Annotated in this window: 13 protein-coding genes and 1 pseudogene; 7 read left to right on the top strand and 7 right to left on the bottom strand. The window is 72.6% G+C overall.

The features are described 5' to 3' along the window. The first annotated feature begins 44 nt into the window (after positions 1–44). The gene (locus tag R8Z57_RS14465) at positions 45–677 is read left to right on the top strand and encodes a TetR/AcrR family transcriptional regulator (RefSeq protein ID WP_318354468.1); all 633 of its coding nucleotides are present in this window, start codon (positions 45–47) and stop codon (positions 675–677) included. A 54-nt stretch (positions 678–731) separates the two neighbouring features. Further along, positions 732–983 carry a hypothetical protein gene (locus R8Z57_RS14460; protein ID WP_318354506.1) on the top strand — a complete coding sequence of 84 codons (252 nt, stop codon included), beginning with the start codon at positions 732–734 and terminating at the stop codon, positions 981–983. Between the two features lie 36 nt (positions 984–1,019). Here R8Z57_RS14460 and R8Z57_RS14455 read toward each other — a convergent pair whose 3' ends face one another. Further along, complete coding sequence (locus R8Z57_RS14455) at positions 1,020–1,337, bottom strand: hypothetical protein (RefSeq protein ID WP_318354467.1); 318 nt, start codon at positions 1,335–1,337, stop codon at positions 1,020–1,022. A gap of 128 nt (positions 1,338–1,465) precedes the next feature. Between R8Z57_RS14455 and R8Z57_RS14450 the strand changes: the two genes are divergently transcribed. Continuing rightward, complete coding sequence (locus R8Z57_RS14450) at positions 1,466–2,242, top strand: alpha/beta hydrolase (protein WP_318354466.1); 777 nt, start codon at positions 1,466–1,468, stop codon at positions 2,240–2,242. 36 nt (positions 2,243–2,278) lie between these two features. Here R8Z57_RS14450 and R8Z57_RS14445 read toward each other — a convergent pair whose 3' ends face one another. The 3 genes and pseudogenes from R8Z57_RS14445 to R8Z57_RS14435 all read right to left on the bottom strand — a co-directional run bounded on the left by R8Z57_RS14445 (position 2,279) and on the right by R8Z57_RS14435 (position 5,574). Beyond that, a complete protein-coding gene (locus R8Z57_RS14445; RefSeq protein WP_318354465.1) occupies positions 2,279–3,376 on the bottom strand; it encodes an ABC transporter permease in 1,098 nt (365 codons plus the stop codon). 173 nt (positions 3,377–3,549) lie between these two features. Next, a pseudogene (locus tag R8Z57_RS14440) lies at positions 3,550–4,479 on the bottom strand (ABC transporter ATP-binding protein); the annotation flags it as partial. An 84-nt stretch (positions 4,480–4,563) separates the two neighbouring features. After that, positions 4,564–5,574, bottom strand: a complete 1,011-nt coding sequence (locus R8Z57_RS14435) for a glycerophosphodiester phosphodiesterase family protein (protein ID WP_318354464.1) — start codon at positions 5,572–5,574, stop codon at positions 4,564–4,566. 163 nt (positions 5,575–5,737) lie between these two features. Between R8Z57_RS14435 and R8Z57_RS14430 the strand changes: the two genes are divergently transcribed. From R8Z57_RS14430 to ligD, 4 genes are all read left to right on the top strand, one after another. Next, the gene (locus tag R8Z57_RS14430) at positions 5,738–6,652 is read left to right on the top strand and encodes a Bax inhibitor-1/YccA family protein (protein ID WP_318354463.1); all 915 of its coding nucleotides are present in this window, start codon (positions 5,738–5,740) and stop codon (positions 6,650–6,652) included. Between the two features lie 343 nt (positions 6,653–6,995). Beyond that, a complete protein-coding gene (locus R8Z57_RS14425) occupies positions 6,996–7,304 on the top strand; it encodes a hypothetical protein (protein ID WP_318354462.1) in 309 nt (102 codons plus the stop codon). A gap of 124 nt (positions 7,305–7,428) precedes the next feature. Then, the gene (locus R8Z57_RS14420) at positions 7,429–7,767 is read left to right on the top strand and encodes a helix-turn-helix transcriptional regulator (protein WP_318354461.1); all 339 of its coding nucleotides are present in this window, start codon (positions 7,429–7,431) and stop codon (positions 7,765–7,767) included. Positions 7,768–7,926: 159 nt separating this feature from the next. Beyond that, the gene (gene ligD, locus R8Z57_RS14415; RefSeq protein WP_318354460.1) at positions 7,927–9,183 is read left to right on the top strand and encodes a non-homologous end-joining DNA ligase; all 1,257 of its coding nucleotides are present in this window, start codon (positions 7,927–7,929) and stop codon (positions 9,181–9,183) included. Positions 9,184–9,305: 122 nt separating this feature from the next. Here ligD and R8Z57_RS14410 read toward each other — a convergent pair whose 3' ends face one another. From R8Z57_RS14410 to R8Z57_RS14400, 3 genes are all read right to left on the bottom strand, one after another. Further along, positions 9,306–9,908 (bottom strand): ClpP family protease, encoded by a 603-nt coding sequence (locus tag R8Z57_RS14410; protein WP_318354459.1) that lies wholly within the window; start codon positions 9,906–9,908, stop codon positions 9,306–9,308. Beyond that, complete coding sequence (locus tag R8Z57_RS14405; protein WP_318354458.1) at positions 9,905–10,534, bottom strand: ATP-dependent Clp protease proteolytic subunit; 630 nt, start codon at positions 10,532–10,534, stop codon at positions 9,905–9,907. Before R8Z57_RS14405 ends, R8Z57_RS14410 begins: the two co-directional genes overlap by 4 nt. Before the next feature lie 181 nt (positions 10,535–10,715). After that, on the bottom strand, positions 10,716–12,116 hold the full coding sequence (locus R8Z57_RS14400; protein WP_318354457.1) for a glycosyltransferase: 1,401 nt from the start codon (positions 12,114–12,116) through the stop codon (positions 10,716–10,718). Positions 12,117–12,222 lie beyond the last annotated feature (106 nt).

Below are 12,222 nucleotides of genomic sequence, written 5' to 3'. Positions count from 1 at the left end.
CGATCGCCCGCGACCGTGGCGCACCGAGACGCAGGAGGCACCCGATGGACGTCGCCCCGCCGACCGATGAGCTCGTGCCGCGCGCCCGGCGCGGGCGCCCGGGCTATGACCGCGATCAGGTGCTCGGCATCGCCGTGAGCCTCTTCAACGAGAAGGGCTACGACGCGACCTCGGTGTCGGACCTCGCCGAGCGGCTGGGGCTGACGAAGTCGGCGCTGTACCACCACTTCGCCTCGAAGGAGCATGTGCTCGACCTGGCGCTCGACGACGCGCTGACGAGCCTCGAGCGGGTGCTCGAGCATCCCGAGGCGCAGCACGGGCCGGCCGATGCGCGACTGGCCCACGTCATCCGGGGCGCCGTGCGGGTGCTCATCGAGAAGCTGCCGTCGGTCACCCTGCTGCTGCGCGTGCGGGGCAACAGCCCCGTCGAGCTGTCGGCGCTCGAACGGCGGCGCGTGTTCGACCACCGCGTCACCGAGGTGGTCCGTCGCGCGCAGGACGAGGGGCACCTCCGGGCCGACGTCGACCCGGCCGTGGCCACCCGGCTCGTCTTCGGCATGGTGAACTCTCTCACCGAGTGGTACCGCCCCGGCGGCGCACTGGACGCGGAGCAGCTGAGCACCGTCGTGCTCTCGACGGCGCTCGACGGACTGCGCACGCCGCCCGACCCGCGCTGAGGGACGCCGACGGATCCTTCCACCCGGCTCCCGGGTTCAGGGCGCGTCGGCGGGATCCTCGATCGGCTGAACGGTGGGCGGCGCGTGTTCGACCACCGCGTCACCGAGGTGGTCCGTCGCGCGCAGGACGAGGGGCACCTCCGGGCCGACGTCGACCCGGCCGTGGCCACCCGGCTCGTCTTCGGCATGGTGAACTCTCTCACCGAGTGGTACCGCCCCGGCGGCGCACTGGACGCGGAGCAGCTGAGCACCGTCGTGCTCTCGACGGCGCTCGACGGACTGCGCACGCCGCCCGACCCGCGCTGAGGGACGCCGACGGATCCTTCCACCCGGCTCCCGGGTTCAGGGCGCGTCGGCGGGATCCTCGATCGGCTGAACGGTGGGTGGCGCGAGGATGAGCCGGGTGCGCTCCTGCATGTAGCCGATCGCCTCGTCGTTGTCGGGGCCTTCCGCCGACGTGTTCGCCGTCTGCATCACGAGCTCGGTGCTCGCGTTGAGGAGGAACGTGGACTCGACCTCGTTCCCGTCCATGCCGATCCCGCGCAGCGTCACGGAATCGGTCATGTGAGCCCCGCCCAGCGCCCGCGCGTACTCCATGAGCCAGTCGGCGGCCTCGTCGTCGATGAGAAGGGCCTTGTCCGCGTACGTCACGTGCTTCATGCCGACCACAGTGGGTGCCGGCCGCCGTCCAGCCCATGCCATTGACACCCGAGGTGAGGCGTGCATCCCTGCGGGGGACGGATGCCGCGTCCCTGTCGCGTGTCGGAGGCCCGTGGTTTGCTGGGCACATGCGCACCACGACCTCCGCCGACGGAACCCCGATCGCCTACGACGAGACCGGCGACGGTCCCGTCGTCGTCATCGTGAACGGCGCGATGTCGAGGGCCGCCGACGCCGCAGGACTCGCGTCGGCGCTCACCGATGCCGGCTTCCGGGCGGTGACGTGGGACCGACGCGCCCGGGGCGCGAGCGGTGACGCGACGGGGTCGACGCCCGAGCGCGAGGTCGAGGATCTCGCGGCCGTGATCGCCGCGACCGGTGGCGAGGCCGCGGTCCTGGGGCACTCGTCCGGGGCGGTGCTGGCCCTGCTGGCGGCGTCGCGCGGCGTGCCCGTGAGCGCCCTGTTCCTCTCCGAGCCGCCGATGCGGTTCGGAGAGGACGAGCCCGCCGACGACCTCGCCGACCGGCTGCAGGCCTTCGTCGATGAGGGCCTGCTCGACGAGGCGATCGTGACCTTCCAGCTCGAGGGCGTAGGACTGCCCCGCGAGATGGTCGAGGGCATCCGCGCGAGCGATCAGTTCGCCGCACTGCTGCCGCTGGCGCAGTCCACGGTGTACGACACCAACCTGGTGCGTGTCTCGTCCACGCCCAGCCCCGAGATGCTGGCCGTCGACGCACCCGTGACGATCCTCCGCGGCGAGCAGACGTTCCCGCTGCTGCTGACGGCTGCCGACCGTCTCGCCGAGGCCATGGACGGCGCAGAGCTGGTCGTGGTGCCCGAGTCGGTGATGCACCGCCCCGACCCCGTCGCGACCGCCCGCGTGATCCGCGCCCGGCTCGCCTGAACCGGCCACGCCGCGGTTCGGGCGGGCGCCCGGGCGTCAGGCGATGCGCGTGCCCGAGGGCAGGCGACCCGCGGGAGTCCGGGTACGGGCCCAGGCCCACCAGAGCAGCCCGGCCGCCAGCAGCGCCTGCAAGGCCATGCCGATGAACCAGCTCGGCATCGACTGGTCGATCCGCTCGCGCGCCGTCGGCTGGTCGACCGCCGGCCCCGGCGCGCACTCGTCCCAGCGGTACTCGAGTTCAGGCGGCTCCTGCGCGGAGCGCACGCCGAGCTTGATCTGGCCGAAGAGATCTCGCGGGTACCCGCCCGGATCGAACTGCGTGGGCGTCGCGTCGGCGAGGATCACGAACGGGTTGGCCGCGAGCAGCCACCAGACGTGGTCGAAGCGCGGCACGTCGTAGGTCGACGTCTGCCATTGGCCGCACCGCAGCTCCGCGTCCTCATCGCAGGGGTACTCCTCGCTGGACTCCTCGCCGGGGAAGCAGGGGAAGGTGTCGCCCGTGTACGCGTCGTACTCGAAGCTGCGGGTGGTGCTGGTCACCTCGGAGCGCAGGGTGAAGCCCACGAGCGCGAACGCGATCAGCGTCCCGATCACGAGCGCCGCGACGACGAGGTACGTGGTCGCCACCGAGAACAGCGGGCGCGACAGGATGCCGCTGAGCGCCACGCCGATGGCCGAGATGACTCCGACCTCGAACACCAGCACGACCAGCGACACGGCGATCGTCGCGGGAGCGCCGCCGCCGGCGAGAGTGGCGAGCACGAGGAACGGCACCGACACGGCCACGAACGCAAGCCCCGTCACCCAGGCGGCGAGCGCCTTGCCGAACAGGATCTCGGCGGTCGTCGCCAGCGTGACCTGCACGGGGGCCAGGGTCGCGGCATCCCGGTCTCCGTTGATCGCGTTGCCGCTCAGCGTCGGCGAGACCAGCACCACGAGCAGCAGGGTGATGTAGACGATCGTCGAGTAGATGGCGCCGCCCGGTTCGGGGCTGCCACCCCACGCGAGGAACGACAGCGCCGTCACGATCACGAGCAGCACCGCGAAGACGCCGAGCAGCACGTACCAGGCGACGCTCCGGGTGCGCTGCGTCAGCTCCAGGCCGATGATGGTGCCCAGCCGCTGGCCGTTCACGAGATCGCCTCGCCTTCGTCGGTCGCACCGGCAGTGGTTCCGGATGCCGCGTCCCCCGGTCGCGCCGAATGCCCAGAGTCCGTCGGCGGCGGCGCGGGGCTGCCCGGAGCGGCAGGCGCGGCGGGCACCGCCGAGGGAGCGACCGGTCCGGGAGCGGACGGCGCCTGCGGCGGCCGTCCGTCGCCGAGGTCGAGGAACGTGCGCTCGAGCGCGCCCTGCGCCGCCGCGAACTCCACCACGTCGAGTCCCGCCCCGACGAGGTCGCGCAGCGCGGCGGCTGCGGCATCCTCCGACTCGAACGACACCATGACGTCGCGCCGGTCGATGCCCACGCTCTCGGGCGGCACGCGCAGCGCGGCGGCGACCGCGGCGAGCGACTCCGCCGCCTCGCCCCGCGCCAGGCGAACCCGCCAGGGCCGGGCGCGCCGGGCAGCCGCCTCGACGCGGGCCGGGTCGACCGTCGTGCCGGCCATGAGGAAGACGGCATCGTCGACGACTTCTTCGAGCTCGGAGAGGATGTGGCTCGACACCAGCACGGTGCGTCCTTCGGCGGCGAATCGGCGCAGCAGCATCCGGAGGTCGATGCGCGCCTGCGGGTCGAGGCCCGACGCCGGCTCGTCGAGCAGCAGCACGCGCGGGTCGTGCACGAGGGCGCGCGCGAGCCCGAGTCGCTGCTTCTGACCGCGCGACAGCACGCGGGCAGGGGCGTCGGCGAGGTCGACCAGCCCGACCTCGGCGAGGAGCACGTCGGCGCGCGCGGCGGCCACCGGCTTCGGCATCCCGTACAGCCGCGCGGTCACGGCGAGGGTCTCGCGCGAGGTGAGCGCGTTCCACGCGCCGAGCGCGTCGGGCATCCAGCCGAGCACGGCGCGGGCCGCCTGCGGATCTGCGACGGGGTCGACGCCCTCGATGCGAATGGTGCCGGCGTCGGGGGCGAGCAGCGAGGCGAGCATCAGCAGCAGCGTCGTCTTGCCCGAGCCGTTGGGACCGACCAGACCGGTCACGCGGCCGGCACGGGCGTGCAGCGTCACGGTGCGCACGGCCTGCACCTCGCCGAACGCGCGACGCACGCCGCTCACGACGATGCCCGGCTCGGCGGGAATGGATGGCGTGGCGGCGGCGAGGGAGCTCACGGGCTTCACCCTAGCGACGCGGGCGCCGCGCGCCGGGAATTCGTCGCCCGAGCGTTATGGACGGAAGAACGCGACGCCGAGATCGGGGTGGTCGACGAACACGCCGTCAAGGCCGGTGTCGCGGATGAGGGCCCACTCGTCCTCCCAGTCGCCGAACGCCGCAGCACCGCCCCGCATGCGGAACTGGCCGATGAGGAACTGGTTCTCGGGCCGGCACGTCCACGTGAACACGCGCAGCCCGCGCTCGTGCGCGTCGGCCACGACCGACGACGGGCCTGCGCTGCGCCCGAACCTGTCGGGCGCGAGGATCATGCGCTTGTCGACGCTGATCCCGTCCACCAGCCCGGCGAGCGCGTCCAGGCCGGCCGGCGCCGCGGTCTGCGGATAGGTCGGCGCCGCCCTGCCGTGGGCGGCGAGCAGGTCGAAGGGCCGACCCGACGCCTCGAGCAGGTAGACGTAGGCCGCGGCGATGCCCCGCTCCTTCACGCCGAAGAGCACCGTCGACTCGAACGACTCGACGGTCAGCGGCAGCTCGCCGTGCGCCCAGCCGGCTTCTCGCAGCTCGGCGTCGACGAGGGCCGCCACATCCCATCCCTGTGCACCGAAGTAGGTCGCGTGCTTGATCTCGAGCACGACGCCGATCTCGCGTCCGTACTCGAGGGCGGCCTCGCGCACCATGTCGAGCACGTCGCGCAGCCGCAGCACCGGCTGCTCGTCGTCGAAGGTGGCGCTCGCGGGCCGCAGCTGCGGGATGCGCTCGCGGCAGCGCAGCGTCGAAAGCTCGTCCCAGGTGAAGTCCTCCGTGAACCAGCCGCTCAGCTCGGCGCCGTCGACCGTCTTCGTCGTGCGGCGATCGGCGAACTCGGGGTGGTCGGCGACGTCGGTCGTGCCCGAGATCTCGTTCTCGTGCCGGACGACGAGCACCCCGTCGCGCGAGACGACGACGTCGGGCTCGACGGCGTCCACGCCCATCGCGAAGGCCAGCGCGTACGAGGAGCGCGAGTGCTCCGGCCGGTACCCGGGCGCCCCGCGGTGCCCGATGACGAGCGGAGGACGGCGCGGCACCGTCCCACCTTAACCCGGCCCTCGTGCCGCGGACGGCGCGAGGACGCGGCATCCGTTCATAGCCCTCTCCCAGCACGCGGCAGTGCTCCGCGCGCCCCCGTCGGATAGTGTGGATTCACAGCACCGTGCTGGGATTTCCTTGACATTGGAGTGTGAGAGAGCAGTGGCCCTCAACAACCCCGCGTTCAACAACCCGGCCTTCCAGGACCCGAAGGCCGTTCAGACCTACCCCGGTGGTCCGCAGGCGGCGAACCTGGGCGGGCCGACGCAGTTCGCGACCGCGCAGCACGCCGGAACGGATGCCGCCACCCAGGCGCAGCTCGAGGGCATGTACGCCGCTCCGGCGGCGGGCGCCCGCGAGACCGACCGCATGACGGTCGAGGACACCGTCTGGAAGACGGTCGGCCTCTTCGCCATCCTCCTCGTCACGGCCGCCGTCGGCTGGGTGTGGACCCTCGGCGGACTCGACGCCCGCCAGGTCACGCAGCCCTCGATCCTCCCCTGGATGATCGGTGCGCTCGGCGGCTTCGTCATGGCGATGGTCGTCATCTTCGGCTCGCGCAAGAAGGTCCGCCCGCCGCTGATCTTCGCGTACGCGGCGTTCGAGGGTCTCTTCGTCGGCGGCATCTCGGCCTTCTTCGAGGTCATGTGGCCGGGCATCGTCGTCCAGGCGACGCTCGCGACCTTCACCGTGGTCGGCGTCACGCTGGCTCTCTTCGCGAGCGGAAAGGTCCGCGCGTCCAAGCGCGCCACGAAGATCTTCCTCATCGCCATGGTCGGCTACCTGATCTTCGGCCTCATCAACGTCGGCCTCATGCTGTTCGGCGTGACGGACGGCGCCTTCGGCCTGTACAGCGAGAAGATCATGGGCATCCCGCTCGGCCTCATCATCGGCCTGCTCGTGGTGATCATGGCCGCCTACTCGCTGGTGCTCGACTTCGACCAGGTGCAGCAGGGTGTGCGCAACGGCGCTCCCCGCCAGTTCGCCTGGCTCGGCGCCTTCGGCATCATGGTGACGGTCGTCTGGCTCTACGTCGAGATCCTCCGCATCATCGCGATCGTCCGCGGCAGCAACTGACGCACGACGCTCACGAACGGCCGCCCGGTTCTCCGGGCGGCCGTTCTGCTGTCTACGGCGGCATGCCGGGGCTCGAGGCGTTTCGTCTCGCTCCGCTCGCTCAGCGACCCGGGGGCAGCGGGTTCGCTGAAGGGACCCGGTCGTTGAGCGAGGGAGCGCAGCGACCGAGACGAAACGCCCCCGACCCGGCGCACAACCCACCGCCCCGGCGCGAACGTCACCGCCACGCAGAGCCGCGACCGGCCGCCTAGGCTGACACCCGTCCCACGAGCCGCACAACGAGACGCCGGGGCACCGACGCGACCATGCTGCGGCTCTGCCTCACCGCGTGTCGAGGAGACCCATGACCGAGCCCACGCCGCCCGATCCGACGACGGGCCAGATCGCTCCCAGCGGCGAACCCGCCGCGGTCCTGCCCGCACGCTGGGACGCGCTCGTCGCGGATCTCGTCGCGCGCGGCGTCGCCGGCAGGCCCCTGCTCGTCTCGGCCCGGGCCGTCACCTGGAACGACGGCGCCCTCGGCTGCCCCGAGCCGGGTGTCTCCTACCTGCAGGCGCTCATCGACGGCTTGCAGGTCGTCGTGACCGTCGACGGCACCACCTACGACTACCGCTTCGGCACGACCGACACCCCTCGACTCTGTATCCGTTGACGCAGAGCGGATGCCGCGGCCCCGGGCTGCGGCATCCGCTTCTCATCTGCGCACGACGAGACGGCCGTTCTGCTCAGAGCGGAACGCCCTGGGCGCGGAGGACGTCGCGGCCTATCGTGAGCGCATGGCCGAGATCATCCCGCTGCCGAGACCCGTGGCCCTCCCCGCTCGCGAGCCGGAGCCGCTCTGGCGCGACGCGCTCGGCGATCGCCTGCGTCGCCTGCGGCACGAGCGCGGCGAGCGTCTCACCGACACCGCCGACCGCGCCGGGGTCTCGCCGCAGTACCTCTCCGAGATCGAGCGCGGACTCAAGGAGCCGTCGAGCGAGATGATCGCGGCGGTCGCCGGCGCCCTCGACGTGACGCTGATCGAGCTCACCGCCGGAGTGGTCGACGACTTGCGCGCGCGGGCGGCGTCGCCCGCGGCCGTAGGCTGCCGGGCCTCCCTGGCCCTCGCGGCCTGACCGACCTGTCGCCGGCACCGTCCTCCGGCGACTCTCCCCACCGTTCGAATCGCGCACTTTGCAGTTTTCGGCGGTCTCGTACTGCAAAGTGCGCGATTCGAAAGCCGCGGAGGCGCAACCCCTGGCCGAGAGACCCGGGGCGCGGCTAGCGTGAGCCGGATGAGCCCCTCGAAAGCGGAAGCCGAGATCCTCGACGTCGACGGGCACGAGGTGCGCATCTCGAGCCCGACGAAGATGGTGTTCCCCGAGCCGGGCCTCACCAAGCTCGACGTCGTGAAGTACTACCTCGCCGTCGCCGAGGGCGCCCTGCGCGGCGCCGGCGGCCGGCCGATGGTGCTCAAGCGCTTCCCGAAGGGCATCGACGCCGAGCCGTTCTTCCAGAAGCGCGTGCCCGAGAACCACCCCGGCTTCGTCGACACCGCCACCCTGCACTACGCCCGGGGCACGTCCGCGGAGGAGGCGGTGATCCGGGATGCCGCGGGCCTCGCGTGGGTGGTCAACCTCGGGTGCCTCGACCTCAACCCGCACCCGGTGCGCGCGGAGGACCTCGATCATCCCGACGAGCTGCGCATCGACCTGGACCCGATGCCGGGCGTGGACTGGTCGCAGATCGTCGACGTCGCGTTCGTCGCCCGCGAGGTGCTCGACGACGTCGGGCTCGTGGGCTGGCCCAAGACCAGCGGTTCGCGCGGCATGCACATCCTGGTGCGCATCGCGCCGCAGTGGGACTACAAGCAGGTGCGGCTCGCCGCCGAGACGCTCGCCCGCGAGATCGAGAACCGTGCCCCGGGCCTCGCCACCGCCCGGTGGTGGAAGGAGGAGCGCGGCGAGAGCGTGTTCGTCGACTTCAACCAGAACGCCCAGGACCGCACGGTCGCCTCGGCGTACTCGATCCGCCCGCTGGCCGACGCGCGGGTCTCCACCCCGCTCGACTGGGACGAGGTGCGCGAGCGGCGGCCCGAGGAGTTCACGGTGCTGACCGTTCCGGCCCGTTTCGCCGAGCGCGGCGACCCGCACGCCGGCATCGATGACGCCGTGGGCACGCTCGACGGGCTGCTGCGCCTGGCCGACGAGCTCGGCCCTGCCGAGAAGCCGCCGCGGGGCGCCGGCCCCGACGGGCGCCGCCAGTCGCTCATGCCGCTCATCGAGGTGGCCCGCACCAAGACCAAGCCCGAAGCGCTCGAGGCGCTCGAGACGTGGCGGTCGCGGCATCCCTCCGTCGCCGAACAGCTGCACCCCGCCGACGTGCTGGTCGACGGCATGCGCGGGTCGAGCTCGCTCTGGTACCGCGTGCGGGTCAACCTGCAGCACGTGCCCGAGGGCGAGCGTCCGCCCCAGGAGGAGCTGATCGCCGACTACGACCCCTGGGCCGGCAAGGTCTGGCCCGGCGCCCCGGACTCCGCGCCCGGTCGCTGAGCCGCTGCGTTTCGTCTCGCTCCGCTCGCTCAACGACCGGAACCAAGGACCGGTCGTTGAGCGAGGAGCGGAGCGACGAGACGAAACGCCCGCACCCCGACGCGTTCCGACTCGGCTGCCCCTCACCGAGCGGCCACCGGTGCGCGGTCGAGCACGTGATCCGCGAGGCCGTAGGCCACGGCGTCGGCAGCGGTGAAGACGCGGTCACGGTCGGTGTCGGACCGGAGCTTGGCGGCATCCTGTCCGGTGTGCCGCGCGAGGATCTCCTCGACCTCGCCGCGCACGCGCACCAGCTCGTCGGCCTGCAGGATGAGATCCGGAATCGCACCCCTCCCCTGCCCCGCCGGCTGGTGCAGCACCACGCGGGCGTGCGGCAGCACCGAGCGCTTGCCCGCCGCGCCCGCCGCCAGCATCACGGCGCCGACGCCGATCGCCTGCCCGACCACCGTCGTGGCGACCTCGGGCCGCACGTGCTGCATCGTGTCGTACACCGCGAGCATGGCCGACGGATCGCCGCCCTCGCAGTTGATGTAGAGCTGGATGTCGCGCTCGGGGCTGTCGGCGTCCAGGTGCAGCAGCTGCGCGATGAGCGCGTTGGCGACGCCGGCGTCGATGCCGGTGCCCAGGTAGACGACGCGCTCGGCGAGCAGGTGCGAGTAGACGTCCATGACGCGGTCGCCGCGCGGATGCTGCGCCACGACGTTCGGGATCGTGTAGGAGCTCATGCCGCCACCTCCGCCGGTCCGAGACCGAGCCCGGCCGGGCGCCGCCGCCGCGGCACGACCTGGGCGAAGTCGTCGACGATGCCGTCGATGAAGCCGTAGGAGAGCGCTTCTGCGGCGGTGTACCAGCGGTCGTGCAGCGAGTCCTCGAAGACGCGCTCGATGCTTTGCCCCGTGTCGTCGGCGATGAGGCCGAGCACCGTGTCGCGCGTGTGCCGCAGGTCGTCGGCCTGCACCTCGACGTCGACGGCGGACCCGCCGATCCCCGACGACCCCTGGTGCATGAGGATGCGCGCGTGCGGCAGGGCGCGCCGCTTGCCGCGGGTGCCGGCTGACAGCAGGAACTGCCCCGCACTGCACGCCAGGCCGAGCGCGAGCGTCGCGACGTCATTGGGAATGAGGCGCATGACGTCGCGGATCGCCAGCATCGAGGGCACCGACCCACCGGGCGAGTGGATCCACAGGGCGATGTCGGATGCCTCGTCCTCCGCCGCGAGCGCCAGCAGCTGCGTCGCGATCAGGGTGCCGTTGTCGTCGTCGAGCGGCCCGTCGAGCACGAGCACGCGCTGGTGGAACAGCTCGCGGCGCGCCTCCGCGCCGAACAGGGGGATCTTGCCGTCGTCTGTCATGCGCCCAGCCTGCGCGCCGCGGCGGATCGCCGCATCCGTTTCCGCCCTCGGCGGTTCTGCTGCGGGCGGATGCGTGCGCTTGCCACAGGAGGCGTTTCGTCTCGTCGCTGCGCTCCTCGCTCAACGACCAGGGCCGGGGTACCGGTCGTTGAGCGAGCGGAGCGAGACGAAACGCCCCCGGTCAGCGAGGGGCGCGGCGCGAGGGATTCTCGACCGCCGCGCGCAGCGCGGCGACCAGAGCCGGCCGGATGGCGTCGGGGGCGAACGCCGCGGCGGCCGCCCGCGCGCGCGACGACAGGTCAGCGCGGCGGCGGTCGTCCTGCAACAAGCCGATGAGCGCGTCGGCGAAGGCCTCCACATCCCGGGGCGGCACGACGACGCCGGCGTCGGCGATCGCCTCACGCGGGCCGTAGCGCGCGTCGAACGAGACGACGGGCAGCCCGCGGGCGAGCGCCTCGGCGATCGACAGGCCCTGTCCCTCGAACGCGGTAGAAGTCGCGAACACCGCCGCGCGGTCGAAGATCGCGTCGCGGTCTCCGGTCGCGCCGTGCAGGGTGACGGATGCCGCGAGCCCGAGCTCGTCGACGAGCTCCTGCAGCTCGTCCCGCAACGGACCGTCGCCGTAGATGTCGAGGCGCGCCTCGGGCACCTCGGCCACCACGCGTGCCCAGGCCCGGAGCGCGAGGTCCACGCGCTTCTGTGGCGCGAGGCGGTTCAGCATCACGACTGATCGCGGATCGCGGGATGCCGCGGACGGCGGCTCGGAACCGAGGTCGATCGGATTCGGCACGACGTGGAACGTCCCGGGGTCGCCGAAGCGCGCGGCCACCTCGTCGCGCTGCGCCCGCGTGGGCCAGAGCACCGCGTCGTAGCGATCGACCGTCGCGAGCCAGCGTTGCCACATGCCCGTGACGGGGGCGTCGGGATCATCGTGGGGCGCGGGAAGGTGGGAGTTGTGCACGGTGTGCACCAGCCGTACGCGCGGGTCGTCCCAGTCGGCCATCGCCTCGCCGATCTGCCGCGACTCGAACATCACCACGAGTAGGCGATCGGGGTCGCCCACCGCGCGCCGGCGCGCGTCGGCGATATGCGTGAGCCAGGCGCCGTAGAGGCCACGGAAGCCCCGCAGCACCCGATCCCCGCCGGGCGCGTGCACGACGACCGGCGCGTCCGAGAGGTGCCACGTCGGGTCGTCGCGCAGCACCGGCAGCGACACGATCGGCCGGTCCGCGGCATCCGTCACCACGCGGTACTCGCCCGCCCAGGGCGCCGTGCCCGCGGCCGGCTCTCCCGCGGCGAAGAGCCACGACGGGTCGGCGACGACCTCGTCGAAGAGGTTGCGGATGCGCGACGCGTCGGCCACGTGACCGCCGTCGACGAACGCCCGGCGCTGTGCGGCGTGCGCCTCGGGCGTCTGCCCGTCGACGCTCAGCATCAGCGGCTCGGGAGCACCGGCCTCCTCGAGCAGGCGCAGGCGCGCCGGCACGGCGACGGCGAACCCGCCGTCGAGGCCGAGCGCGATGCGGCTGCCGACGAGCACGTAGTCCGCGTCGGGCAGGGCGTCGTCGGTCGCGTTCGTCACCCGTCCATCCTCCCGCACGGCCCGATGGCGGCGAGGCGGCATGGGCCGTGGAAACGACGGATGCCGCGGACAGAGGTCCGCGGCATCCGTCACGGGATGATCTTCT

Origin of the sequence: Microbacterium sp. M3 (assembly GCF_033548675.1) — a bacterium.
In the GTDB taxonomy this organism is placed as follows: Bacteria; Actinomycetota; Actinomycetes; order Actinomycetales; family Microbacteriaceae; genus Microbacterium; species Microbacterium arthrosphaerae.
Note: the sequence above shows the minus strand (reverse complement) of the source record. Positions and strands in the feature narration are given on the sequence as shown.